This is a genomic window from Streptomyces lothianensis (genome assembly GCF_047779955.1).
Lineage (GTDB): Bacteria > Actinomycetota > Actinomycetes > Streptomycetales > Streptomycetaceae > Streptomyces.
Map to the genome: position 1 here is coordinate 81,345 of NZ_JBLMKT010000045.1, position 26,281 is coordinate 107,625.

At 68.4% G+C, this 26,281-nt stretch carries 19 protein-coding genes and 1 pseudogene; 1 reads left to right on the forward strand and 19 read right to left on the reverse strand.

The window, feature by feature from the left end:
• Window positions 1–247: 247 nt before the first annotated feature.
• From ACLF6P_RS16695 to ACLF6P_RS16705, 3 genes are all read right to left on the reverse strand, one after another.
• Window positions 248–814, reverse strand: coding sequence for a DUF6113 family protein (locus ACLF6P_RS16695; protein ID WP_415951146.1), 567 nt, complete (start codon window positions 812–814; stop codon window positions 248–250).
• Window positions 811–1,767: an N-acetyl-1-D-myo-inositol-2-amino-2-deoxy-alpha-D-glucopyranoside deacetylase gene (gene mshB / locus ACLF6P_RS16700; protein ID WP_415951147.1), complete on the reverse strand. Its 957-nt coding sequence runs from the start codon at window positions 1,765–1,767 to the stop codon at window positions 811–813. The genes ACLF6P_RS16695 and mshB overlap by 4 nt, the downstream gene beginning before the upstream one ends.
• Before the next feature lie 200 nt (window positions 1,768–1,967).
• On the reverse strand, window positions 1,968–2,162 hold the full coding sequence (locus ACLF6P_RS16705; RefSeq protein ID WP_415951149.1) for a hypothetical protein: 195 nt from the start codon (window positions 2,160–2,162) through the stop codon (window positions 1,968–1,970).
• A 225-nt stretch (window positions 2,163–2,387) separates the two neighbouring features.
• On the opposite strand from ACLF6P_RS16705, the gene ACLF6P_RS16710 reads away from it, so the two are divergent.
• On the forward strand, window positions 2,388–4,565 hold the full coding sequence (locus ACLF6P_RS16710) for a S9 family peptidase (protein WP_415951150.1): 2,178 nt from the start codon (window positions 2,388–2,390) through the stop codon (window positions 4,563–4,565).
• A gap of 183 nt (window positions 4,566–4,748) precedes the next feature.
• On the opposite strand, the gene ACLF6P_RS16715 is transcribed toward ACLF6P_RS16710, so the two are convergent.
• The 16 genes and pseudogenes from ACLF6P_RS16715 to ACLF6P_RS16790 form a co-directional block, all read right to left on the reverse strand.
• Window positions 4,749–5,810 (reverse strand): hypothetical protein, encoded by a 1,062-nt coding sequence (locus tag ACLF6P_RS16715; protein ID WP_415951152.1) that lies wholly within the window; start codon window positions 5,808–5,810, stop codon window positions 4,749–4,751.
• A gap of 146 nt (window positions 5,811–5,956) precedes the next feature.
• Window positions 5,957–6,856, reverse strand: a complete 900-nt coding sequence (locus ACLF6P_RS16720) for a type II toxin-antitoxin system HipA family toxin (protein WP_415951204.1) — start codon at window positions 6,854–6,856, stop codon at window positions 5,957–5,959.
• 60 nt (window positions 6,857–6,916) lie between these two features.
• Window positions 6,917–7,228, reverse strand: a pseudogene (locus ACLF6P_RS16725) (HipA N-terminal domain-containing protein); the annotation flags it as partial.
• Complete coding sequence (locus ACLF6P_RS16730; RefSeq protein WP_415951153.1) at window positions 7,225–8,922, reverse strand: DUF262 domain-containing protein; 1,698 nt, start codon at window positions 8,920–8,922, stop codon at window positions 7,225–7,227. The gene ACLF6P_RS16730 and the pseudogene ACLF6P_RS16725, both read right to left, overlap by 4 nt.
• Before the next feature lie 83 nt (window positions 8,923–9,005).
• Entirely contained in the window at window positions 9,006–10,142 is a 1,137-nt protein-coding gene (locus ACLF6P_RS16735; protein WP_415951154.1) for an ABC transporter ATP-binding protein, read from the reverse strand.
• The gene (locus tag ACLF6P_RS16740) at window positions 10,135–11,145 is read right to left on the reverse strand and encodes an ABC transporter ATP-binding protein (RefSeq protein WP_415951155.1); all 1,011 of its coding nucleotides are present in this window, start codon (window positions 11,143–11,145) and stop codon (window positions 10,135–10,137) included. Before ACLF6P_RS16740 ends, ACLF6P_RS16735 begins: the two co-directional genes overlap by 8 nt.
• A gap of 8 nt (window positions 11,146–11,153) precedes the next feature.
• Window positions 11,154–12,143, reverse strand: a complete 990-nt coding sequence (locus tag ACLF6P_RS16745; RefSeq protein ID WP_415951156.1) for an ABC transporter permease — start codon at window positions 12,141–12,143, stop codon at window positions 11,154–11,156.
• Window positions 12,136–13,068 (reverse strand): ABC transporter permease, encoded by a 933-nt coding sequence (locus ACLF6P_RS16750; RefSeq protein WP_415951157.1) that lies wholly within the window; start codon window positions 13,066–13,068, stop codon window positions 12,136–12,138. The genes ACLF6P_RS16745 and ACLF6P_RS16750 overlap by 8 nt, the downstream gene beginning before the upstream one ends.
• Window positions 13,069–13,127: 59 nt before the next feature.
• The gene (locus ACLF6P_RS16755) at window positions 13,128–14,753 is read right to left on the reverse strand and encodes a peptide ABC transporter substrate-binding protein (RefSeq protein WP_415951158.1); all 1,626 of its coding nucleotides are present in this window, start codon (window positions 14,751–14,753) and stop codon (window positions 13,128–13,130) included.
• Between the two features lie 225 nt (window positions 14,754–14,978).
• Entirely contained in the window at window positions 14,979–16,046 is a 1,068-nt protein-coding gene (locus tag ACLF6P_RS16760; protein WP_415951159.1) for an ABC transporter ATP-binding protein, read from the reverse strand.
• Window positions 16,039–17,097 (reverse strand): ABC transporter ATP-binding protein, encoded by a 1,059-nt coding sequence (locus ACLF6P_RS16765; RefSeq protein ID WP_415951160.1) that lies wholly within the window; start codon window positions 17,095–17,097, stop codon window positions 16,039–16,041. Before ACLF6P_RS16765 ends, ACLF6P_RS16760 begins: the two co-directional genes overlap by 8 nt.
• 11 nt (window positions 17,098–17,108) lie before the next feature.
• Window positions 17,109–18,062 carry an ABC transporter permease gene (locus ACLF6P_RS16770; protein ID WP_415951161.1) on the reverse strand — a complete coding sequence of 318 codons (954 nt, stop codon included), beginning with the start codon at window positions 18,060–18,062 and terminating at the stop codon, window positions 17,109–17,111.
• A complete protein-coding gene (locus ACLF6P_RS16775; RefSeq protein WP_415951162.1) occupies window positions 18,055–18,984 on the reverse strand; it encodes an ABC transporter permease in 930 nt (309 codons plus the stop codon). Before ACLF6P_RS16775 ends, ACLF6P_RS16770 begins: the two co-directional genes overlap by 8 nt.
• 133 nt (window positions 18,985–19,117) lie before the next feature.
• Entirely contained in the window at window positions 19,118–20,779 is a 1,662-nt protein-coding gene (locus ACLF6P_RS16780) for a peptide ABC transporter substrate-binding protein (RefSeq protein ID WP_415951163.1), read from the reverse strand.
• A 519-nt stretch (window positions 20,780–21,298) separates the two neighbouring features.
• Window positions 21,299–23,206: a translational GTPase TypA gene (typA, locus tag ACLF6P_RS16785; RefSeq protein ID WP_415951164.1), complete on the reverse strand. Its 1,908-nt coding sequence runs from the start codon at window positions 23,204–23,206 to the stop codon at window positions 21,299–21,301.
• A gap of 292 nt (window positions 23,207–23,498) precedes the next feature.
• On the reverse strand, window positions 23,499–25,919 hold the full coding sequence (locus ACLF6P_RS16790; RefSeq protein WP_415951165.1) for an ABC transporter family substrate-binding protein: 2,421 nt from the start codon (window positions 25,917–25,919) through the stop codon (window positions 23,499–23,501).
• Window positions 25,920–26,281: the final 362 nt, after the last annotated feature.

Genomic DNA, 26,281 nt, shown 5'->3' on the forward strand with positions numbered 1-26,281 from the left:
TCACCGCCCGGCCTTCGTCTCGACGAACGGTCCGGGTCACGGACGGTCCGAATCACGGACTTTCCCGGTCCCGGTCTGCAAACGACCGTGTGTGGACGGCCCGGCGGCGCGCACCACCATACTGGCCGCGCCCGACGCGTATACCCGGACCGCCCTCAAGAGCGGGCGGCCGGACGCCTCCGGGGCCGCTCGCCCCCGATGCGCCCGGAGAGCGTTCCGACGGGTCGGATCAGTACGTCTCAGTACGTCACTTGGCGAGTCGGGCCGCCAGGCCGCCGGGGCGCGCGGGCGCACCGAACGTGGCACAGATCACAGCCACCGCCATGCCTCCGAGAAGGTAGAGGTACGAGCTCCCCATCGTGCCGAGGAGCAGGTCGCCCTCGGGCCTGCTGCGACTGAGGAACAGCACGCCGAGCAGCCAGGACGCGGCGGGCACGAAGGCACCGGACCGTGCGCCGAGCCCGCGTGCGCCGCCGTGGAACAGGCCGGCGGCGCCGAGCAGCGCGAGCAACAAACCGCCGGGGAACCAGGCGGATTGGAGCAGCACACCGGCGAAGGCGACCAGCACACCGAGAACGGCGAGGAGGACGTACACCGCGATCCGCAGACCCCGGGACAGCTCACCTGCGGGCTGCTCCACGGCCTGTTTCGGCGTCCGGCCGGACTCCTGCTTCGACGCCTGCTTCGACGCCTGCTTCGATGCCTGCCGGGAGGGCTGCTCCACGGCCTTTCCGGACGAAGCGGGCGTCCGTCCGCTGTTCGCGCGGGGGGACTTGGGGCCGCCTTTGGCGCGGGAGGGTTCGCGGGTGCTCATGCCTGGCCCCCCTGCGCCGCCGGTCCGGTGGCGGGACCGGCGGAGTGATGGCTGATGGCTCCGCTGTCGAGGCCGGCGAAGAGGTCGTCCTCGAGTTCGCCGGTGGCGGCACCCGCCTCGCCTCGTACCAACTCGTAGTACTCGTCGGCGAGGAGCGGCTGGGCGAGCCGGTTGGAGAGCGCGAACCAGGGTTCGCGGACCTCCACCTGGGTGACATGCGCACGCATCGCCGCGGCCTTCGCGGCGCCGTACGGACCGGCCGCGATCTTCGTGGTGATGACGGCGTCGTCGATCACGCCGGGCACGTCGCCGATGTCGGCCGCCCGGGTCCACGGCAGATCGGCGAGTGCCTCGCGCAGGGCCGTGAAGCGCTCCTCGGCGACGGAGCGCGGGACGCGGTTGTAGTAGATCTTCGTGATGGTGTGCGCTTCGCCGAGGTCGCGGCGGAAGGCGCTCTCACCGGCGAGCTCGGCGGCGCGCAGGGCCACGCGGTGGGCCTTGATGTGGTCGGGGTGGCCGTAGCCGCCGTTCTCGTCGTAGGTGACGAGCACCTGCGGGCGCACCTCGCGGATCACCGCGACGAGCTCAGCCGCGGCCTCGTCGGGGTCGGCCGCCCAGAAACCCGCGTCGTTGCTGGCGAGGCCCATCATCCCGGAGTCGCGGTAGCGGCCCGGGCCGCCGAGGAAGCGGTGGTCGGTGACGCCGACCTCCTTCATGGCCCGGTCGAGTTCACCGATGCGGTGGGCGCCCAGGGTGTTCTCGCGGTCGGGGGCGATATGGGCGAGATCTGCCGGAATGACCTCACCCTCCTCGCCGAGCGTGCAGGTCACGAGGGTGACGTGGGCGCCCTCGGCCGCGTACCTGGCCATGGTGGTGCCGTTGTTGATCGACTCGTCGTCGGGGTGGGCGTGCACCAGGAGCAGGCTCCGACGGCGGGCGGGGTCTTCGGTCATGGGGCCAAGCGTACGAGGCCCCGCGGCCGGAACCCGATGTCCCCGCGGCCGGAACCCGATGTCCCCGCGGCCGGAACCCGATGTCCCCGGGCCTGGAAGCCGAAGCCCCCGCGCCCGGAAGATGAAGTCCCCGCGCCTGAGGCCCGGCCCCAGGGCGTGTTGCGAAGGTCGCTGCTGCCCCGCGACGTCCGGCACACGCCCTAGAACTTGATGTCCCCGAGCATCGTCGCGATGTTCGTGGTCACGTCGCTGATCGTCGGGGCCACCGAGGAGCTCGCCAGGTAGAAGCCGAGCAGGACGCAGACGAGTGCGTGACCGGCGTTCAGACCTGACTTCTTGATGAAGATGACGACGAGGATCGCAAACAGCACCACGGCCGAGATCGAGAGTGCCACGCGGCCTGCCTCCAAGCTCAAGTCCTGTGACCCATAAGGGAGTACGGGCCTCCGCCGGGTTCCTACCACCCGCTGCCACGGATCATAACTTTCCGTGGGTCTGCATGGTTGGTGCACGGCAGCACAGGGGGGCGCACGTGTTCCGCTCGGGGAGGGCTCGGGCGGGCTCGGAAGAGGTCAGTCCACGGGGAGGCGCGGCGGCTTGCGGATCAGTAGCCTCGGGGGATGACCTTCGGACAGCAGTCTTTCCCGCGTCAGCATGCGCGGACACAGAGATTTTCGCTCGGCACCCCGCGCGCGTTCACCGTGTCACCCGATGGAGAGCGCGTGAGCTTCCTGCGCTCACGTTCGGGTACCGATCGGGAGACCCTGCTGTGGGTGCTCGACCTCGAGGACGGCACGGAGCGGATCGCCGCCGACCCCCAGGTGCTGCTCGGCGGCGCCGAGGAGAAGCTGTCCGCTGCCGAGCGAGCCCGGCGCGAGCGGAGCCGGGAGTTCGGCGCGGGCGTCGTGGCCTATGCGACCGACGCGTCCGCGGAGTTGGCGGCCTTCTCGCTGTCCGGTCGCCTCTTCACCTGTGAGCTGCGTGCCGGAACCTCGCGTGAGCTGCAGGTTCCCGGTCCGGTGATCGATCCGCGGCCTTCGCCGGACGGCCGGTTCATCGCGTACGTCTCGCAGGGGGCGCTACGGGTCGTGGGCGCCGAGGGCGAGGACGACAGGGCACTCGCGGAACCGGACGGCGCCGAGGGGGCGGAGGGGGCCGAAGGAGCCGAAGGCTCCGGCGACTGCGAAGTCACGTACGGTCTCGCGGAGTTCGTCGCCGCCGAGGAGATGCAGCGCTACCGGGGCTTCTGGTGGTCGCCCGAGTCCGACCGGCTGCTCGCCGCCCGCGTGGACAACTCCCCGGTACGGCGCTGGTGGATCGCCGACCCCGCGCACCCCGAGGCGGCCCCGGCGCAGATCGGATACCCGGCCGCGGGGACCCCCAACGCGGATGTACGGCTCTTCGTCCTCGGCCTGGACGGCTCGCGCACCGAGATCGCATGGGACCGGGAGCGCTATCCGTATCTGGCCCGTGTGCACTGGTCGTCGGCGGGTGCGCCGCTGCTGCTCGTACAGACCCGTGACCAGGGCGGACAGGTGTATCTGGTGGCCGATCCGGCGGACGGTTCGACCCGGATGGTGCATGCGGACGAGGATCCGGCCTGGCTGGAACTGTTCGTCGGCACGCCCGCCTGGTCGCCCAGCGGGCAGCTCGTGCGGATCGCCGACGAGGGCGGGGCCCGGGTGCTCGCCGTCGGCGAGCGGCCGCTGACCGGGGCGCAGTTGCAGCTGCGCTCGGTGCTCGACATCGGCGAGAGCGATGTGCTCGTCCAGGCGGCCGCGGGCGAGGAGGCGGCGCGGCCGGAGACCGGTGAGGTGCATGTCTACCGGGTCAACGAGCTGGGTGTGGAGCGGATCTCGCAGGATCCCGGGGTGCACACGGCGGTACGGTCCGGCGATGTCACCGTGCTTGTGTCGTCCCGGCCCGAGCAGCCCGGTGTACGGGTGCGGGTACTCGTCGGCAAGGGGGCAGGCAAGCAGAAGGCGGTCATCGCGTCGTACGCGGAGCAGCCGGTCATCGCACCGCGCGTACACCTGACCGAAGCGGGCGCACGGCGCATCCCGTGCGCCGTGCTGCTCCCCACGAGCTATACGGAGGAGGATGGTCCGCTTCCTGTGCTGCTCGATCCCTACGGCGGGCCGCATCACGCGCGGGTGGCCGCGGCGCACGATCCGTATCTCACCTCGCAGTGGTTCGCGGACCAGGGCTTCGCCGTGGTGATCGCGGACAACCGCGGGACCCCCGGGCGCTCCCCCGCCTGGGAGAAGGCGATCAAGGACAACCTGGCGTCGGTCGTCCTGGAGGACCAGGTCGACGCGCTGCACGCGCTCGCCGAGCGCTTCCCGCTCGACCTGGGGCGGGTCGCCATCCGCGGCTGGTCCTTCGGCGGCTACCTCTCCGGGCTCGCGCTGCTGCGGCGGCCCGATGTCTTCCACGCGGCGATCGCGGGCGCGCCGGTGACCGACCAGCGGCTCTACGACACCCACTACACCGAGCGCTACCTGGGCGACCCCAACAAGCAGCCGCAGGTGTACGCGGAGAACTCGCTCGTCACCGACGAAGGGCTGTCCGGGGCGGCGGAGCAGACGCGGCCGCTGATGATCGTGCACGGGCTCGCGGACGACAACGTGCACGTGGCGCACTCGCTGCGGCTCTCCTCCGCGCTGCTCGCGGCGGGGCGGCCGCATGAGGTGCTGCCGCTCTCGGGGGTGACGCATGCGACGCCGCAGGAACAGGTCGCGGAGAATGTGCTGCTGCTTCAGGTGGACTTCCTGAAGCGGTCGTTGGGGATGGTGTGAGGATGGCGTGAGGGTTCCGGGTGGCTTCCGGACGGCTCCGGATGGGGTTCGGGTGGCTCCGGGTGCCTTCCGGTTGAGGTCCGGGTGGCTTCCGGTTGGGGTCCGGGTGGCTCTGGGTGGCTCCGGGTGGCTTCCGGTTGGGGTCCGGGTGGCTCCGGGTGCCTTCCGGTTGAGGTCCGGGGTTCACCAGCCCGGTGGGGCGGGGGACGGTGGGGGCGGCGGTCCGTAGGCGCCGCCGCCCGCAGGGGCCCAGGCCCCGTAGCGGCGCTCGTAGCCGAAGCACAGGACGATGAGGGTGCCGAGGCCTGCGAGGACGTACCAGAACGGGGTGAGGATGCCGAGCTGGGAGCGGACGGAGAGCTCTGCGAACATGCGCAGCGCATGCCCCTCCATCACCCAGTGGACGCCCATCGCCCCGTACACGACATACACGGTGGCCGCCGTCATGCCCAGGGCGCGGGCGAAGCTCGCGCGTTGCATCGCGGCGACCACGGCGGCCAGGGCGAGGAGGGCGGTGCACCAGGGCAGCCAGGACGGGGGCGGGGAGAGCGGGGTCAGCAGGGTGCTGGGCCCTGCGGCCGCCCCCGGGGCCGTCGCCGGACCGGCCACGACGGAACCGGATCCGGTTCCGGTCAGATGGTGCTGGTAGAGGTCCCAGCCGAGCCTTCGGGCCCGGTCGATCTCCCAGGCGATGCCCGCCACGGCGGCCGAGCCCAGGACGAGGAGCGTGGTGACGGCCGCGCCCAGGAGCGGGCGCAGCGGCTCCGCGTCCTCGCCGAAGGCGGCCGGGTGCGCGGTGCGTTCGCCGGGTGGGCGGCGGCCGAACGCCGCGAGCATCAGCAGGACCAGTCCGAGGCCCACGGTGACGGCGGCGCTCGCGAGGGCGCGCTCGCGCAGGGCGAAGGCACCGAAGCGGGGCTCGTCGGTCAGCAGCCAGATGCTCGGGGTGCGGACGGCGACGGCCAGGAGCCCGGCGGCCACCAGGGAGGACGTGGCGGAGGGTGAGCGGATGACGGTCACGGCCACGGCCGCGCAGGTGAGGAAGAGGACGAGGTCCGTCAGGTCGGAGTACAGCGGGTTCTGGGCCCCGTGCGCCAGGCCTGCCCAGGAGCGCCACAGGCGGGCGGGGTGGTCGGCCTCGTACAGGTCGAGGATGATCCAGGCGGCGCCGATCAGGGCGATGGCGGTGGCGGCCGCGGATCCGGCCAGGCGTGCGCCACCCGTCAGTATCTGCGGCTCCCCCATACGCGGCGTTCTTCCCCACCCCACCCCTTCCCGAAACCGGGGCGAAGCCCCGGGGCCCCTTGGGGCCGCGCAGCAACCGCAAGGGGGAGGGACTCCGGCACAACGCGGTCGTCCGCGGGACCGGCGAGCTGTTCGTGTTTCTCCGCTCAAGCCTCTCCGGACGACAGAAGGGTCTGGGTCCTGCTCCTGATCCATTGGTCGACGCTGTCGCACAGGCCGGGAGTGTCACTCAGTGCCTGCTGGTGCTCGGGCCAGTGTGTGCGGACGCGTTCCGCGGTGTCGGCGGCGACGGCGACAAGGTCTTGATGTGTGCGCCCCAGATGATGGTCGAGCCTGGCCTGGAGACGCTTGAAGGTTCTGAGCTGCACATTCTCGAACCGTTTGCTTCCGCCGAACTTCAGGCCGAGGTCCTCGGGTTCATCGGCGGGAGCGTAAGGGACGGTGGACACCAGGTCGTACACCGGGGAGAGTCCTGGCACCCGACGATCGGTGTAGATGAGCGACCAGTTCTTGAGGTGAGCGTCACCGTTTCCGATCACCGTCGAAAAGGCGATGCGCCGTACTGCCTCGCGCAGCGCGGCCCGGTCCCGGCCGCGATAGGCGAGAGCCACTACGGTCTCGAAAGTTCCCTCGTACTTGTCCTGCGGATACTTGTCGCGGACTTGGGCGAAGTCCTCGATGTGCACGGGGGTACGGTAAACATCGGGAAGCCGGTCGAAGCGGCGGACGGCGTAGGCCCATTCCTCATCGTTCGGCCACATACGGTCGGGGACGCCTTCGAGTTCGTCCCGGTGCATGAGGCGTACATCCGGGGCGTCGATGCCCACCGCGCGAGCCAGGGACATCATGGCGAACTCGTTCCGGGGGACGTCCGGATGCCGGTAGTCCGGGAATTTCACGAGCCAGTCGCCGTGCTGTCCGGCCGCCGGCACGGTCAGCCGGTCGCCACGGGCGAGCATGGAAAACTTCAGGGCGACGCCTGCGAGGGAAAACCGCCAGGTGGCCGACTCCGAAGCCGCCGTGAACGCTCCCTTGCCCGAACCCACATCCCCGTCGGGCCACTCCCAGTCGTCGTCGGGGCTGGTTGCGGGCATGACCTGGACGGCGCCGGGAAGGTCGTGACCCACCTGGGCCAGCAACTCCATCTCGCGGTCCAGGGAGACACCGCGCTCCTGAGCGATCCATTCGCGCAGGGGCCCTTCGGGGAGCAGATTCGAGAACCATCTGGGCAGGCGCAGAGCGGAGGATTACGGCCGCTCGAGGTTCTCCTCGAAGCGCAGGCCGAGGACAGGGCGGTGCGGGTCGTCGAGATACGAGGGGTGGAATGCGAACCGTGTGTGGTCGCCCTTCTGACACAGCGTTCCGATGCGCCGCCCGTGAAGGAGTACGGCGAAGTACTTCTCAGTGAGCGTGCTCATTCGGCCAGGTCGTCCAGTTCGTCAAGGTCGAGTGTGTCGAGGGATGGAGTGTCCTCGTAGTCCCATTCGGCCATGCGCTGCAGAAAGTCCTGCAGCTGTACGGCGATCCGTTCCTGGCGAAGCGTCAGGAACCCGCTCCGATCGCCTTGCAATAGGGCCTCGACCATGGAGCCGTCGACGCAGTGGGACGCAAGGACCGCTTCCCATGTCTCCTCGTCGAGGTCGACGGGCTTGGTGGAGAGCAGCACCGGGATCTCGTCGACGGGGTCGGTGTCGGAGGGGAGGAAGAGACGATTGGCGGCCAAGAGCTGCTGCTGGGGTGTCAGGCCGCGTGAAAAGACGCGGTGCGCCGCCATCGCAGCCGTGGTCTGGTCGCCGAGGAGCGTGGACAGGTCTTGCGCGTCGAACGGTTCACCGGTGACGAGCGACCGCGGCCGCAACGACCACCAAGCGCTGAGAATGACCTTCGCTGTGGCCTCGTTCGTCTTGAACCGGACGGGGTTGGGAGCAGTGGTGGGGGCGTCAGCCATCGCCGCCATCAGCCCGCTGATGGACCCCTGCTCGTCACCCTGCGTGATGCGCTTGGAGAGTGACCGCCCTACCTGGGTGAAGCTTCCCTTGAACACGGCCGGACCGGACACGGCGACGCGCCAGTACAGACGTCGCAGCAGTCGCAGCGTGTTCTCGCTCGGCTCGGGAAAGTGCCCGAAGAAGCGGGCCAGCACCACGATGAGGGCGCGATAGGCCAGCAGGGAGAGGTGCGGAACACCCGCCTCTGTCTGCAGAAACCGCACCGCTCGCACGAGGGCCTCCTCGCCTTCGGCGTAGGCGGTGTCCCGGTCCTCCCCGGGAAACTCCCGGACCGTACGGCGACCGCTCTCCTCGAACTCATTCCGGATGTCCCGGGCGGGGTCGGGCCCCCTGCGGGCCAGGACGGAGGCAAGGACCGTGTCGTCGTCGATCGTGCCGAACCCGGTACGTTCCGCCACCCGGTCGGCGATACGCGACAGCGACAGCCGGTCCTCGTGGCCGTCCTCCGGTCCGGCGAAGAGTGCGGAGAAGATCTCAGCCCGGCTGAGACGTTTTCCGTAGTTGTTCATGCGGTCGAAGATGTCGGTGAGGATCTTCTCGTCGTCCTGCCTCACCAGGTAGGCCGGCACCTTGAACTGCCGCAGCACCTTGGCGACGCGTTCGGCCTCGTCGAAGTACTCGACGGCGTCCTGTCCGTCCTTGCGGAACCAGCTGAGGAGCACCTTCAGGTCGAACAGCACGGGCAACGGAATGTGCTGCGGCTCACGAGTCTTCGGCTGGGCGATGAACTCGCGACGCGCGAGGTCGTAGTAGATGGAGAAGGGGGCGAAGTCATTGCCCTTGGGGTGCAGCGCGTTGGCGAGGCTCGTGATGCGCTGCTGACCGTCCACCACCCACAGCGTCTCCTCGGAGGGGGGAGCGTCGATGGTGAGCCGGCCGAGGGTGAGTTCTTCGGCAGGTGACCGGCGGACCCAGAGCAACAGACTTCCGATGGGATAGCCCTTGATGATGCTGTCGAAAAGCCGGATGACGTCTTGCGTGCCCCAGCGGAAGTCACGCTGGAAATGTGGAACACGGACCTTCCCGTTCCAGGCGTGCGTCACCAGGTCCTCGAGATCGTACGTGAAGGCGCTCGGCTGGGTATCGAGTCCTGGCGTGCCCATGGTCGTAGGTCCTCCCGTTGATGAGTACCCAAGACTGGCGGTTCCCTCCGATATTCGGCAAGTGAGTTGGGATCTTCCAGTGGTCAGTGATCGCTGGAGGCGCCCCCGACTCCCTCCCCGTCGTCCTCACCCTCACCCCCGCCCTCGACTTCGTCCGGAACCACATGCTTCTCCTCCGCGAAGTGGCAGGCCGACGGGTGGGCCGTCGGGCCGGTGGTGAGGCGGAAGGTGGCGGGGACCGCGAGGGCCGGGACTTCGAGTTCGCAGCGTTCCTGGGCCTTCCAGCAGCGCGTGCGGAAGCGGCAGCCCGAGGGCGGGTTGGCCGGGGAGGGGACGTCGCCGGACAGGATGATGCGTTCGCGGTGGAGGCGGGCGTCCGGGTCGGGGACGGGGACGGCGGAGAGGAGTGCCTGGGTGTAGGGGTGCGTCGGGTGGTCGTAGATCTCGCGGTCGGTGCCGACCTCGACGATCCGGCCGAGGTACATGACGCCGACACGGTCGGAGATGTGCCGCACGATCGAGAGGTCGTGGGCGATGAAGACGTAGGAGAGATTGAATTCGGACTGGAGTTGTTCCAGGAGGTTGACGACCTGTGCCTGCACGGAGACGTCGAGCGCCGAGACCGGCTCGTCGGCCACGATGATCTCGGGCCGCAGGGCGAGTCCGCGGGCGATCCCGATGCGCTGGCGCTGACCGCCGGAGAACTGGTGCGGATAGCGGTTGATGTACTCCGGGTTGAGGCCGACGACGTCCAGGAGTTCCTGGACCTTCTGGCGGCGTGAGCCCTTCGGGGCGACCTCGGGATGGATCTCGTACGGCTCGCCGATGATGTCGCCGACCGTCATCCGCGGGTTGAGGGAGGTGTACGGGTCCTGGAAGACCATCTGGATGTTGCGGCGGACCGCCTTCAGCGCGCGTCCGGAGAGCTTGGTGATGTCCTCGCCCTTGTAGCGGATCTCCCCGGCCGTGGGGTGCTCCAGGTTCACCAGGAGTTTGGCGACGGTGGACTTGCCGCAGCCGGATTCGCCGACGATGCCGAGGGTTTCGCCCGCTCCGAGGTCGAAGTCCACGCCGTCGACGGCCTTGACCGCGCCGATCTGCTTCTTGAAGAGGATCCCCTGGGTGAGCGGGAAGTGTTTGACCAGGCCGCGGACTTCGAGGATCGGCTCGCCCGCGGATGCCGCGGCGTCCTGCGGGGCCTCCTTCGTGAGCTCAGGCATCGCGGAGCGTCTCCTTCCAGAAGTGGCAGGCGCTCTGCCGCTCGCCGCCGCCGCCGGCGGGCGGCTCGACGCCCTCCGGGGTGACCTCGAACAGCGGCGGGAGGTCGGTGCGGCAGATGTCCTGGGCGCGCGGGCAGCGGGGGTTGAAGGGGCAGCCGGGCGGGATGGCCATCAGGTTCGGCGGCAGGCCCTTGATCGCGTAGAGCTCGTGGCCCTTCTGGTCGAGCCGCGGGATGGAGTCGAGCAGGCCCCGCGTGTACGGGTGGGCGGGGGCCTTGTAGATGTCGTGGACGGGAGCGCGTTCGATGATGCGGCCCGCGTACATGACGGCGATCCGGTCGGCGACGTCGGCGACGACGCCGAGGTCGTGGGTGATGAGGATCAGGCCCATGTTGAGTTCGCGCTGGAGTTCCGCGAGCAGCTCCATGACCTGGGCCTGGACGGTGACGTCGAGGGCGGTGGTGGGCTCGTCCGCGATGATCAGGGCGGGTTCGAGAGCGAGCGCCATCGCGATCATGATGCGCTGGCGCATGCCGCCGGAGAACTGGTGCGGGTACTGCGTGACCCGCTCCTTCGCGGCGGGGATGCGCACCCGGTCCATCAGTTCGACGGCCTTGGCCCGCGCGTCCTTCCGGGACATCCCGCGGTGCACCTCGAACATCTCGCCGAGCTGCGCGCCCACGCTCAGCACCGGGTTCAACGAGGACAGCGCGTCCTGGAAGATCATGGCCATCTGCGCGCCGCGGATCTTCCGCCGCTCCTCCTCCTTGAGCTTCAGGAGGTCCTGGCCCTGGAAGACGATCTCGCCGCCGGTGATCTTCCCGGGCGGCATGTCGAGGATGCCCATGACGGCCTGGGCGGTGACGGATTTGCCGGAGCCCGATTCGCCGAGCACCGCGAGGGTCTCACCGGCGTCCACGGAGTACGTGACGCCGTTGACGGCCTTGGCCACCCCGTCCCGGGTACGGAACTCGACCTGCAGGTCCTTGACTTCGAGCAGCATGCGGGCACTTACCTCAGCTTCGGGTCGAGGGCGTCGCGCACCGCGTCGCCGAGCATGATGAACGCGAGCACGGTGATGCTCAGGGCGCCTGCGGGCCACAGCAGTTCATGCGGGTAGTTGCGGATGTACTGCGAGGCGTTGGAGATGTCGATGCCCCAGGAGACGGTGGGGGGCCTGAGCCCCACGCCGAGGTACGAGAGGGTCGCCTCCAGCGCGATGTACGTGCCGAGCGCGATGGTCGCGACGACGATCACCGGGGCGACCGCGTTGGGCGCCACATGCCGCAGCAGCATCCGGGAGTTGGAGGCGCCGAGGGCGCGTGCGGCCTGGACGTAGTCGTTCTGTTTGGCGGTGATCACCGCGCCTCGGGCGATACGGGCGATCTGCGGCCAGCCGAGCAGGATGATGAAGCCGACGACCGGCCAGATGGTCGAGGAGACGACCACGGACAGGAAGACGAGGCCGCCGAGGATGACGGGGATCGCGAAGAAGACGTCCGTGAGCCGGGAGAGCAGCGCATCCCACCAGCCGCCGAAGAAGCCGGCGAGTCCGCCCATCACGGAACCGACGAGGGCCACGCCGAGAGTGGCGCAGATACCGACGGAGATGGAGGCGCGGGCCCCGTACACCGTCCTCGTGTAGACGTCGCAGCCCTGGGCGTCCGTGCCGAAGGGGTGACCGGGGCCGGAGGACTGGTGGGCCTGGGAGAGGCGGCAGGAGTTGGGGTCGCCGCTCGCGAGCAGGGAGGGCCAGAGCGAGATGAAGATCAGGAAGAGGATGAGGAGCGAGGAGATGATGAAGACCGGGTTGCGGCGCAGCTGGTGCCAGGCGTCGGACCACAGACTGCGGGCCTTCTCCTGCGCTCCGGTGTCCTCGGGGCCGCCGGGGGTCTTCTCCAGGGTCTCGGCTTCGCTCATGGCCAGGTCCATCGCGCCGCCCGCTCCGGTGGGTGCGATGGCTTCCTTGGAGATGTCGTCGGGGTCGTAGGCCTCAGGCATAACGGATCCTCGGGTCCAGGACCGCATACAGCAGGTCGACGATGAGGTTGGCCAGGAGGAAGACGAGCACGAGGATCGTCACGAAGCCGACCACGGTGGGGGTGTTGCCGCGCAGGATGCCGTTGTAGAGCTGGAATCCGACGCCGTGGATGTTGAAGATCCGCTCGGTGACGATCGCTCCGCCCATCAGGGAGCCGATGTCCGCGCCGATGAAGGTGATCACCGGGATCAGCGAGTTCCGCAGGAGGTGTCTGGTGATCACTCGGCGCCGGGGAAGCCCCTTGGCCACGGCGGTCCGTACGTAGTCGGCGCGGGCGTTCTCCGCGACCGAGGTCCGGGTGAGCCGGGTGACGTAGGCGAGGGAGACGAGGGCGAGCACGATGCCCGGCAGGATCAGCTCGTTCAGCGGGGCGTCGCTGGAGACGGTGGGGCGCACCCACTCGAGTCCGCCGAGCCCCTTGCCGAAGGAGAACTGCAGCAGGTAGCCGGTGACGAAGGTGGGGACCGAGATCACGATGAGGGTGAGCAGCAGCAGGCCCGAGTCGACGGGGCGGCCGCGCCGCAGACCGCTGACCACACCGAGGGTGATGCCGATGACGATCTCGAAGACGATCGCCACGAAGGTCAGCTTGAGGGTGACCGGATACGCGTCGGCCATCAGCTCGGTGACCTTCTGCCCGTTGAACGCGGTACCGAAGTCGCCCTGCAGGACGTTTCCCATGTAGTGCAGGTATTGCTGCCACAGTGGCTTGTCGAGGCCGAGATCCTCGCGGATGCGCTCGGCCGTGGCCGGGTCGGGCGCCTTGTCGCCGAAGAGCGCGGCGACCGGGTCGCCGAGCGCGTACACCATGACGAAGATCAGGAAGGTGGCTCCGATGAACACCGGGATCATCTGGAGCAGCCGCCGGATCACGTACCGTCCCATGACAGCTCCGGGGGTCGGAAAGGCCGCCCGGTGGCGGGCGGCCTTTCAGGCGAGTCGGTTCAGTTGACCTTGATCTGGTCGTAGACCGGGACGCTGAACTGGTTGAGGGACACGTCGGAGAGGTTCTCCGAATAGCCGGCCGAGCCGTTCTGGTACCACAGCGGGATCGCGGGCATCTGTTCGGCGAGGATCTCCTCGGCCTGCTGGAAGCTCTCGATCGCCGTCCCCGGGTCGGTCTCCTGGTTCGCCTTGTCCACCAGGTCGTCGAATTCCTTGCTGCTGAACTTGCCGTCGTTCGAGGAGGCACCGGTGTAGTAGAGCGGCTGCAGGAAGTTCTGGATCAGCGGATAGTCGGCCTGCCAGCCCGCGCGGAAGGGGCCGGTGAACTTCTCCGCACCGATCTGGTTGCGGAAGTCGGCGAAGGTGCCGATCGGGTTGACCGTGCAGGTGCCGCCGCCGAGCGCGTTGTTGATGGAGTTGCAGACGGCGTCCATCCACACGCGGTGGGAGCCGGTGTCCACGTTCGAGGAGATGGTGACCTTGCCGCCGGGCAGTCCGCCGCCCTCCTCGATGAGCTTCTTGGCCTCGTCGGGGTCGAACTTGCAGGCGTCCCCGCAGATGTCCTTGTAGCCGCCCTTCTCGCCGAGCGCCGGTGATGTCCAGTCCACGGCAGGGGTGCGGGTCTCCTGGAAGATCTCCTTGGTGATCACATCGCGGTTGATCGCCATGGACAGGCCGCGGCGGACCTTCTCCATGCCGTCCGCGGACCACTTCTCGTCGTACATCGGGAAGACGAGGGTCTGGATGATCAGGGCGGGCTGGTTGATGTAGCGGTCGCCGAGGTCGCTCTCGACGTTCCTGAGCTGCTGGGCCGGCACGTCGTCGACGAGGTCGAGGTTGCCGGCGATCAGGTCGGTGTAGGCGGTGTTGTTGTCGGTGTAGACCTTGAGGTCCACGCCGCCGTTCTGCGCCTTGTCGGGTCCCTCGTAGCCGTCCCAGGCGCGGAGCTTCATCTCCGAGCCCTTGGTGTACGACTCGATCGTGTAGGGGCCGTTGCCGACGGGCTTGGAGAGCCAGGCGTCGTGATCGTCGAAGAAGGCCTGGGGCAGCGGGGAGAAGGCCTGGTAGCCGAGGGTGTCGGGCCAGAGCGAGAACTTGTCCGTGAGCTCCACCGTGAAGCTCAGATCGTCCTTCACGACCAGGCCGCTCATGGTCTCGGCCTTGGCTTCGCCCGAGGCGGGGTGGACGTCCTCGTAGCCCTTGATGTTGCTGAAGAACGGCGCGTTCTTCTGGTTGTTGTCGATGTGGGCGCCGTAGTTCCAGGCGTCCACGAAGGACTCGGCGGTGACCTTCTCGCCGTTGCTGAAGGTCCAGCCGTCCTTGAGGGTGACCGTGAACTTCTGCGAGTCGGTGGTCTCGAAGTCCTCGGCGATCATGTTCTGGGCCTCGCCGGTCTCCGGGTCGTAGCGCACGAGACCGCGGAAGATCATGTCGAGGACCTTGCCGCCCTGGACCTCGTTGGTGTTCGCCGGCTCGACCGGGCTCTGCGGGTCACCCCACGAGGAGCGCACGATCCCAGCGCCGTCACCGCTTCCGCCGCTGTCCCCGTCGTCGCCGCATGCGCTCGCCGCGAGAGCGACGGTCACGGCGCATGCGACCCACTTGGCGTGTGTGGCTCCACGCATTTGGAGTGCCTCCTTCGACAGACCCGAACTCAGTTAGGGCCCAATACACCCCAAAACGGTGGATACCGCACTTCTACTGCGGCTTTCCGGGTCACGGCTGCGAAGGCGGCGCTCCACACGACGGGGCAGCACACGCGAAGGGGGCGGCACACGCGAAGGGGGCGGCACACGCGAAGGCGCCCGGAACCGTTGCGGTTCCGGGCGCCTTCGTGGTGCGCAGAGATGTCACGCCGCGTGCACGACGTCCTTCTCCTCGGCGAAGTGGCAGGCCGACTCGTGCGCGGCCGGGCCGTCCTCGCCCACGAAACGCTCTGGGATCGCGAGCAGCGGGACCTCCTCGGCACAGCGGTCCTGTGCCTTCCAGCAGCGGGTGCGGAAGCGGCAGCCCGACGGCGGGTTGGCCGGCGAGGGGACGTCACCCGTGAGGATGATGCGCTCGCGGCCCTCACGGCCCACGGGGTCCGGCACGGGCACGGCCGAGAGCAGTGCCTGCGTGTACGGGTGGGTCGGGTGCTCGTAGATCTGGTCCTCGGTACCGATCTCCGCCATCTTGCCCAGGTACATCACGCCGACCCGGTCGGAGATGTGGCGCACCACCGACAGGTCGTGGGCGATGAAGAGGTACGAGAGGTTCAGCTCGCCCTGCAGCTTCTCCAGGAGGTTGACGACCTGCGCCTGGATGGACACGTCGAGCGCCGAGACGGGCTCGTCGCAGATGATGATGTCCGGGTTGAGCGCGAGGCCGCGGGCGATGCCGATGCGCTGGCGCTGACCGCCGGAGAACTGGTGCGGGTAGCGGTTGATGTACTCGGGGTTGAGACCCACGAGGTCCAGGAGCTCCTGCACCCGGGCCTGCCGGCTGCCCTTCGGCGCCACCTCGGGGTGGATCTCGAAGGGCTCGCCGATGATGTCACCGACCGTCATACGCGGGTTCAGGGAGGTGTACGGGTCCTGGAACACCATCTGGATGTTCCGGCGGACCGCGCGCAGGGCCTTGCCGGACAGCTTGCTGATGTCCTCGCCCCGGTACAGGATCTCGCCCTGGGTGGCGCGCTCCAGGTTCATCAGGAGCTTGGCGACGGTGGACTTGCCACAGCCGGACTCGCCGACGATGCCCAGCGTCTCGCCCTCGTGCAGGTCGAAGGAGATGCCGTCCACGGCCCGCACGGCGCCGACCTGCCGCTTGAACAGGATGCCGGAGGTCAGCGGGAAGTGCTTGACCAGGCCCCGTACCTGCAGAATCGGCTCGCCCTGGGCGACCTTGGCGCCGGACGCCTTCTCGAGGTCAGCCATGGATCGTCTCCTTCCAGAAGTGGCAGGCGCTGCCGCGGCCGGGCAGCTCGCCACCGTCCTGCTCCGTCACCGGGTACAGCAGAGGCACCTCGGTACGGCAGATGTCCTGGGCCTTCGGGCAGCGCGGGTTGAAGGCGCAGCCGGAGGGCACCCGGGTCATGTTGGGCGGCAGGCCCTTGATCGCGTAGAGCTCCTCGCCGCGCTTGTCGAGACGCGGGATGGAGTCGAGCAGGCCCCGCGTGTACGGGTGGGCCGGCGCCTTGTACAGGTCGTGCACCGGCGACTGCTCCACGATCCGGCCCGCGTACATGACGGCCGTCTTGTCGGCGGTGTCCGCGACCACACCCATGTCGTGGGTGATCAGGATGAGGCTCATCCCGTATTCGGCCTGCAGCTCCGAGAGCAGGTCCATGACCTGGGCCTGGACGGTCACGTCGAGGGCCGTGGTCGGCTCGTCGGCGATGATCAGGTCGGGCTCGAGGGCCAGCGCCATGGCGATCATGATGCGCTGGCGCATACCGCCGGAGAACTGGTGCGGGTAGTCGTTCACCCGCTCCTTGGCCGCCGGGATGCGGACCTTGTCCATCAGCTCGATGGCCTTGGCCTTGGCTTCCTTCTTGGACATCCCGCGGTGCACCCGGAACATCTCGCCGAGCTGGTAGCCCACGCTCAGCACCGGGTTCAGGGCGGACAGCGCGTCCTGGAAGATCATTGCGATCTTGGAGCCGCGGATCTTGCGCCGCTCCTCGTCCGACATCTTCAGGAGGTCCTGGCCGCGGTAGAGGATCTCGCCCTTGGGGATGCGGCCGGGCGGCATGTCGATGATGCCCATGATGGCCTGCGCCGTGACGGACTTGCCGGAGCCGGACTCGCCCATGACGGCCAGGGTCTCGCCCGCCTTGACGGAGTAGCTGACGCCGTTGACGGCGTTGACGATGCCGTCCCGGGTCTTGAACTCGACGTGGAGGTCCCGGACTTCGAGCAGCGGCGTGTCCGCCGAGGTGTCCGGCGCGGCCTCGGGGAGGCCGTCGGTCTTGTTGATGGTAGTCACCTGCGCCTCCCTCAGCGCGACTTCGGGTCGAAGGCGTCGCGCACGGCCTCGCCGAGCATGATGAACGCCAGAATGGTGAAGCTGAGGATGAGGCTCGGCCAGAAGATCACGTGGGGCGCGTTGCGGATGTACTGACCACCGGAGTTGATGTCCATACCCCACGAGATGGTCGGTGCCTCAAGGCCCACGCCGAGGAAGGAGAGCACTGCTTCGGCTCCGATGTAGCCGCCGAGCGAGATCGTGGCGATCACGATCGCCGGGGAGATCGCGTTCGGCAGGATGTGCTTCATCAGGATGCGCCCGGTACCTGCACCGAGTGCACGGGCCGCCGCCACGTAGTCCTGCTGCTTGACGGTGATCACCGAACCGCGCATCACACGGGCGACGAGCGTCCAGCCGAAGAACGAGAGGACGAACACGACGACCATCGGGTTGGTGACCTCGAACGGGGTCAGGATCACCATGGCGCCGAGCAGGAACGGGATGGCCATGAAGATGTCGACGATGCGCGAGAGCACCGTGTCGACCCAGCCGCCGTAGAAGCCGGCCAGCATGCCGGTGATCACGCCGAGGGCGAACGAGATCAGCGTGGTCAGCAGACCCACCATCAGGGAGGCGCGGGTGCCGTGCACCATGCGGGCCCAGATGCTGTACGACTGGCCGTCGTAGCCCAGCCATCCCTCGTCGAAGACGTCGCCGTACGACGGCTTCATGAGGTACTTGTTGGCCAGGTCCGTGTGCCGGGGGTCGGCGTCGGTGAACAGTCCGGGGAACAGCGCCATGGTGACCACAAGCAGGATCATCGTGGCGGAGATCAGGAAGATGGGGCTGCGGCGCAGTTCCATCAGTGCGTCGATGGCGAGAGAACGCGGCTTGCCTACCGTCGGCTCGGCTTCCTGGACCGCCGGGGCGGCGGTCTCGGCCGTGGCTGTCGCGGTGGCGTCCGCGTGCGACAGGTCACTCATAGCGAATCCTCGGGTCCAGCACCGCGTACAGCAGGTCGACGACCAGGCTGGCGATGAGGTAGATGATGACGATCAGGGTGGTGATGCCGACGACGGTCGAACCCTCACGGCGGAAGAGCGCCTCGAAGAGCTCACTGCCGATGCCGTTGATGTTGAAGATGCCCTCGGTGATCACCGCGCCGCTGAGCAGCGCGCCGATGTCCACGCCGATGAACGTGACCACGGGGATCAGGGAGTTGCGCAGGAGGTGCATGCTCATGATCCTGCGGCGGGGCAGTCCCTTGGCGACGGCGGTGCGGATGTAGTCGGAGCGCATGTTCTCGGCGACCGAGGTCCTGGTCAGCCGGATCACATACGCGAGGGAAAGGGCCGCGAGAACCGCCGCGGGCATGATCAGCTGCCCCCAGTTCTCCGCGTCCTGCACCACCGGTTCGACGATCTTCAACTGGTAGCCGAAGAGCCACTTGGCCAGGAAGCCGAAGACGAAGATCGGCACCGAGACGAACAGCAGCGCCACGACCAGGATCAGCGAGTCCAGCCAGCGGCCGGCCTTCAGCCCCGCGATCAGGCCGAGCGGGATGCCGACCGCGATGGTGATCAGCACGGCCAGCAGCGTCAGCCGCAGCGTGTTGGGCAGGGCGTCCCCGATGACTTCCGAGACGGGGGTACCGCGGGCGATCTGCTCACCGAAGTTGCCGTGCAGCAGATTCCACAGGTAGTTGAGGTACTGCTGCCAGATCGGGTCGTTGAGACCCAGCTCATCACGCTTGCGCTCGACGAACGCCGGGTCGAACTGCCCCTCGCCGAAGAGCGCCCGCACGGGGTCGCCGGGCAGCGCGTACATGGCGAGAAACACAAGCAAGGTGACCCCGATGAAAACCGGGATCATCTGGAGCAGTCGCCTTACGACATAACGCCCCATAACTCCTCCATATGAACGGCAGGAAGGGCCGGGGGCACCCCGTGGGAGTGCACCCCGTGCGGCCCTTCCTCGACACCGGGCGCGCGTCGGGATTGCCGGCGCGCGCCCGGTATACGGCTAGTCGACGGGACGACTACTTCTTCAGGACCTGGACATCCTCGACGATCGAGAAGTTCGCGAGGTCGAAGTGGACGTTGGTCACGTTCTCGCTGTGGACGGCGTTGGTCGCGTAGTACCACAGCGGGATGGCCGGCATCGGCACGTCGTTCAGGAGGTACTTCTCGGCCTCCTGGTACTTCTTGACCGTCTCGTCGAGGGTCGCCGCGCTGTCGCCCTCGGCGAACATCTCGTCGACCTTCTTGTAGTTGAACTTGCCGTAGTTGGAGGGAGCCTTGGAGTGGTACAGCTCCTTCAGGAAGTTCACGTTGACCGGGTAGTCGAGCACCCAGCCACCGCGGTAGAAGGCCTTGGTCTTGCCGGCCTCACGGGCGTTCAGGTCGGACTGGAAGTCCGGGTAGGAGTCGCCCTTGCACTCGACGCCGGTCGCCTCGCGGATGCTGTTGCAGGTCGCCTCGACCCACTCCTTGTGGCCACCGTCGGCGTTGTACGAGATGTACATCGTGTTCTTCGGGACGCCGCCGCCCTCTTCGATGAGCTTCTTCGCGGCGGCCGGGTCGTACGAGATGGACTCGTTGCCGACACCGGTGCCGTAAAGGGTGCCCTTGAGGCCCGGCGCCGTCAGGGCGTCGGCCGGGATGCGGGTGCCGTTGAGGACGGTCTTGGTGATCGTCTCACGGTCGATGGCCTTGGAGATGCCCTTGATGAGCGCCTTCAGCTCGTCGTCGGACTTGTCCTTCCAGCCCGGAGCCTCGAAGTTGAGCTGGATGGACTGGATACCGGCCATCGGCTCGTCCACCGCACGGTCGCCGAAGTCCTCGTGGTACTTGGGGAGGTTGGTCGGCGAGACCTGGGTGGTGATGTCGGCCTGGTTGGACGCGACCGCGTCGTACTCGGCCTCAAGGGTCTGGTAGTTGACGAAGTCGACGCCGCCGTTCTTCGCCTTGTTCTTGCCCTTGTAGTCGTCGTAGCGGACGACCGAGATCTTCTTCTTGCGGTCCCAGCTGACGAACTTGTAGGGACCGTTGCCGACCGGCTTCTCGCCGAAGGCCTCGGGGTCCTTGATGGCCTCGCTCGGCATCGGGTAGAAGGAGCTGTAGGCCAGCTTGTAGTTGAAGTAGCTGACCGGGTTGTTCAGGGTGATCGTGAAGGTGTTGTCGTCGACGACCTTCAGACCCTCCAGCTCGGTGGCCGTGGGCTTGCCCTCTTCGGGGGCGAGCTTCTCGTAGCCCTTGATGTCCGCGAACCAGAAGGACAGCTTCTGCTTGTTCTCGCTGTTGGCGGCCCAGTTCCAGGCGTCCACGTAGGACTTGGCGGTGACGGCCTCGCCGTTGTGGAACTTCCAGCCCGGCTTCAGCTTGACGGTCCAGGTCTGGCCGTCCGGGGACTCGACCGACTCGGCGTTGCGCATCACCAGGTCGCCCTCGGTGGTCCAGTCCACCAGACCCGTCCACAGGGCGCGGACGACCTGGCCACCCGCGGTCTCCTGGGTGTTGGCCGGCTGCAGGAGCTCCTGCGGCTCGCTGTTGGCGAGCTTCACGATGCCGTTCGGGTCGATCTTGCCGCCCGAACCGTTGCCCTTGCCGCCGTTGTCGTCGTCGCTTCCACCGCAGGCAGTCGCAGCCAGTGCCACCGCGGCGGCTATCGCGACCCACTTGGCGCTCTTGGCACCACGCATGGGTTCCTCCTCATGAGTCCACTGTGTTCACTACAAGAGGGGGCACAGGAGATCTCGCCGACACCCCTGACGGCGGAGATCGAGTACCCCAGTGTGCTCGTGAGTCGGCGCTCCCCACAGCGCGTGACCCATTGACCCGAGCTCTACGCCGTCAACTATTAGCCATGGGCTACGAGCCGACCACACCCTTTTGGTCTCGGTTCGATCACACCTGACACCCACTTCTTCCGAAATACGGACAAACCGATCCGAGATAGATGCTCGCGAAACGGACTCGTTACACATCTATCGGTCAGGGGCGTCCGCTTTCCGGACGGAGCGGCGAGGAAAACCGGTTGCGCACCGACACGCGTCGCGTTCACGCTCGCACGGAGCGTACAGGCGGCGAGAGAAAGCTCACGAGGAGCGGGGCGGGCCGGCGACGGACCGACGGCGGGCAGCCGAACGGCCCGACTCTACGCCGGGGTTGGCGTGAAGTCGGGCCGTTCGACCAGCCTTGAAGCAGCCTTGACGCGGACGTCAGCTGTGCTTGGCGCGCGAGGCCGCGCGGGCGCGCTCCGTCTTGTCCAGGTTCACCTTGCGGATGCGGACGGCCTCCGGGGTGACCTCGACGCACTCGTCGTCGCGGCAGAACTCCAGGGACTGCTCCAGGGAGAGCTTGCGCGGCGGCACGATCGCCTCGAAGGAGTCGGCCGAGGCCGAGCGCATGTTGGTGAGCTTCTTCTCCTTGGTGATGTTCACGTCCATGTCGTCGGAGCGCGAGTTCTCGCCGACGATCATGCCCTCGTACACCTCGGTGCCGGGCTCGGTGAACAGGACGCCGCGCTCCTGGAGGTTGGTCATAGCGAAGGCGGTGACGGCGCCGGCGCGGTCGGCGACCAGCGAACCGTTGTTACGGGTCGCCAGGGTGCCGAACCACGGCTCGTGGCCCTCGTGGATGGAGTGCGCGATACCCGTGCCGCGGGTCTGCGTGAGGAACTCCGTACGGAAGCCGATCAGGCCGCGGGAGGGAACGACGAACTCCATGCGGACCCAGCCGGAGCCGTGGTTCGACATGTTGTCCATCCGGCCCTTGCGGACACCCATGAGCTGCGTGACCGCGCCCATGTGCTCCTCGGGCACGTCGATCGTCATGCGCTCGACCGGCTCGTGGGTCTTGCCGTCGATCTCCTGGGTGACGACCTGCGGCTTGCCGATGGTCAGCTCGAAGCCCTCGCGGCGCATCGTCTCGACCAGGATCGCCAGGGCCAGCTCACCGCGGCCCTGCACCTCCCAGGCGTCCGGGCGCTCGGTGTCCAGGACACGGAGGCTGACGTTACCGATCAGCTCCTTGTCCAGGCGGTCCTTGACCTGGCGGGCGGTGACCTTGCGGTCCTTGACCGCGGCCTTGGCGTCCGCGCCCTTGCCGGTGCCGCCGCGGCCGACCAGCGGGGAGGTGTTGGTGCCGATGGTCATGGAGATGGCCGGCTCGTCCACCGTGATCAGCGGCAGCGCGACCGGGTTCTCGGGGTCGGCGAGCGTCTCGCCGATCATGATGTCCGGGATACCGGCCACGGCGCAGATGTCACCCGGGCCCGCCACCTCGGCGGGCTTGCGGGTGAGCGCCTCGGTCATCATCAGCTCGGAGATGCGGACGTTCTGCACGCTGCCGTCGCGCTTCATCCACGCGACGGTCTGCCCCTTGCGCAGCTCGCCCTGCTCGACGCGGAGCAGTGCGATACGGCCGAGGAAGTTGTCGGCGTCCAGGTTGGTGACGTGCGCCTGGAGCGGGGCCTCCTCGTCGTAGGACGGGGCCGGGATGGTGTCCAGGATGGTGTGGAAGAACGGCTCCAGGCTGTCGGAGTCCGCGGGGACCGTGCCGTCGTCCGGCTTGGTCAGCGAGGCGATGCCGTCGCGGCCGCAGGCGTAGACGATCGGGAACTCGATCTGGTCCTCGTCGGCGTCCAGGTCCAGGAACAGGTCGTACGTCTCGTTGACGACCTCGTCGATCCGGGAGTCCGGGCGGTCCGTCTTGTTGATGCAGAGGATCACGGGCAGCCGCTGCTGCAGCGCCTTGCGCAGCACGAAGCGGGTCTGCGGGAGCGGACCCTCGGAGGCGTCGACGAGGAGGACGACACCGTCGACCATCGACAGACCGCGCTCGACCTCGCCACCGAAGTCGGCGTGGCCGGGGGTGTCGATGATGTTGATCGTGATCGGGTCCCCGCCGTCCTTGGGGTGATACTTCACCGCCGTGTTCTTGGCGAGGATCGTGATGCCCTTCTCACGCTCCAGGTCGTTCGAGTCCATGACGCGGTCGTCGACGGAGTCGAGCTGGTGCGCCGCGAAGGCGCCGGCCTGCTTGAGCATGCCGTCGACGATGGTCGTCTTGCCGTGGTCGACATGGGCGACGATGGCGACATTGCGGATGTCGTGGCGCGTGGGCACGTGCGGTGCTTCTCCCGGGACAGTGATGCTTGCGAGCGGCTGTGCGTATTTTCGGTGGTCCGATGTACGCGTTCGCCGCGCCGGGCTGGACACGCCACGGCCTTACCCCATCCTACGTGGGGTGGGCCGCGGCGGCCTGCGCGGCCCCCGGGAACCGGTCTGATCTGCGGTTTTTCGGCCCCGGGAGCCCATGTGGGGGTAGCGCACGGGTCACAGACGACCTTGCCCGCCGGCGGACCGGCGGGCAAGGGACTTGAGCGGGTTCTGAGCTACGGGTTCCGCTTCGCCGCCGCTACTCGTTCTCCTTCGCGGGCTCCGAGGCCCTCTCCGGCTTCCCGGGCTCGGCGGGCTTCTCCGGCTCGGCGGGCTTGGCGGGCTTGGCGGGCTTCGCGGGCTTCAGGTAGCCGATGTTCTCGTACGAGGGGGTCTCGAAGGCGAAGGCACCGACGTTCGCGAGGCCGGAGCGTACGGCCACCAGCTCGGGGCGCTGGTAGAGCGGAATCGATCCTGCGACGGCCCAGATCCTGGCGTCGGCCTTCTTGACCAGCTCACGCGAGGCCTCCTCGTCCAGCTCGGCCAGGGCCTGGTCGAAGAGCTGGTCGATGTGGTCGCTGCCGACACGGGCGTAGTTCTGCTCGACGTTCAGCGAGCCGTCGGCGGCCGGCTGCGGCTTGGCGAAGATCGGTCGGGCGTCGGTGGCCGGGTAGGCCGACGCGGGCCAGGAGTAGAGGGCCATGTCGAACTGGCCGGAGGCGATGTGGTCCTTGAAGTACGCGACATCGGGGACCTTGGTGATCTCGGCGTTGATGCCGATCTCCTCCAGCATCTGCCGGATCCGCTCACCCACCGCCCGCAGCTGCTCGGATCCCGGACCCGAGGGCAGCACGAACTTCAGGTTCAGCGCCTTGCCGTCCTTCGCGAGCGGCCCGCCGGCCGGCTTGGGCGCCGCGGTGCCCTTCGGGGCGTAGGCGCCCTGGGCGCCGCCGCGGTGCGCCTCCTCCTTCGTGCCGCGGTCCTCCTCGCGCTTGAGCTGCGCCTCGGGGTGGTGGTCCAGGCGGGCCTCGATACGGGGATCGGCGCGCGGCTTGTCGTCCTGCCGGCCGACGATGTACGTGCCGTCTCCGTCGGCCGCCTCGGACTTCTCGTCCTCCTCGGAGTCCTTGCCGGCCTCGGAGTCCTCAGAGTCCTCGGAGTCCTCGCGGTCCTTGCCGGACTCCGGACCCTTGTCTCCCTTGTCGCCCTTGCCTTCCTTATCCCCTGCATCGCTCTTCTCTGCTTTCCCTCCTTCCTCCCCCTTCTCCCCTTCCTCCCCCTTCTCCCCCTTGCTGCCCGCGGTCTCGGCCTCCCCGCCCTTGACCCAGCCCGCGTCCGCGAGCAGCGCGCTCGCCTCGGCGGTGTCCTGTTCGCCGATCGCGCCGCTGTTGTCGGTGTAGGCCTCCTGGCCGGCCAGGGCGACATGGCTGCCGACCGGGTCCGCCGGGAGCCCGAGGGGCCCCAGCACGAGCCGGGCCAGCTCCTCCCGGTCGATGGCGCGGGCCACGGCCCGCCGTACGCGTTCGTCGGCGAGCGGTCCCGCGGAGCCGTTGAGGGCGAGCTGGGTGTAGGCCGGTTCGAGGGACTTGCGGAGCGCGAAGCCGCTCAGGACCTTCTGCTCCTTCGCGTACACGCGGATCGCCGTGTGGGTCTTCTCGATCGCGGCGGCGGCCTTCTCGGCGCGCTCCTCGTCCTCCGGGTCGTGGGCGACGGCCCAGGCGCGCAGCGCCTTCGCCGGGGTCAGCTCGGCGCCGGGTCCGTGGTTGAGCGGGCCGCTCGCGCCCTTGTCGCGGGCGGCGAGCGCGATGCGCTCGGCGGTGGCCGGGCTCACCTCGGCGATGTCGAGCTCGCCCGCGGCCAGCGCCTCGGCGCGTTCCTTGCGCGGCACGGCCTTGAGGACCAGCTTCTCCAGCTTCGGGGGCGCGCCCCACCAGCGCGGGTTGCGGGTGAGGGTGATCTCCTCGGCCTTGCCGTCGACCTTCGCGATCCGGAAGGGGCCCGCCGTGGTCTTCAGCTTCCCCCGTGCACCGTCGTTGAAGGAGTCGGGCGTGCCCGTGATCTCCTTCGGGTACAGCGGCGAGAACAGGGAGCGCCAGTCGGTGTACGGCTTGCCGAAGGTGACCCGTACCTCCAGGTCGTTGGCGCCCTTCTGGATCTTCTCGATCCGCTCGTAGCCCGCGTTGCGCGCGGTCCAGAAGGCGGAGTCCGCACCGGACAGGGCGCGCCACTGGGCGGCGAAGTCGGCGGCGCCGATCTCGCGGCCGTCGCTCCACACGGCCTGCTGGTTCAGCTTGTACAGGACGACCTGCTTGGGCTCGGTCTCGACGACCTCGGCGCTCTCCAGGTAGTCCGCGTTGCGTACGGCACGGCCGCGCTCGTCCATCTCGTACATCGAGGGCAGTACGGCACCGGCGACCCTCGTGGTTGCCCGTCCCGCATCGGCCTGAAAGGCGTTGAAGGTCTCCGGGAGCGCGTCGACGGCCCAGGTCACGGTGCCCCCGTCGGCGATGCTCGCACGCTCGGCGGCCGCGATGTCCTGGGCGGCGAACGGGGTGCCGCCCGAGTCCTCGCTGCCGCACGCGGCGAGCGAGGGCAGCGCGAGCACGCCCGCGAGGAGGAAGACACTCGCCCGCACAGCGGGGCGGACGCGGGTGCGTACGGCGGGATCGCGTGAGGGCATGGCTGGGGACCTCCGGGGCTCGCCCGGCCACCGCGCTCGCCTGGGAGGTGCCGGGTTCGTTCACTTTTGGGGGTATTTGAGGCTGATCACACGTATACTGGCCCCACTGAAGGGGATCCCTCCGAGACGGCGCCCGCGACACGGCGGCGGGCGGCCAGAAGCCCACCCATGCGGCCCAATCCGGCCCCGTACCGCACCCGTACGCTCCGATCCGGCCCCCGAATGGACGCCCTCAGGCCCCCTGTCCGCCTCGTACGGGGGAATCCGCGCAGATCCCTTCACAATCAGGGATGTGACGCGCAACACTCGCAGGCGCACGATCCCATGGGATCCCGCCGCGACAAGGCGAGTGGAGGGCAAGT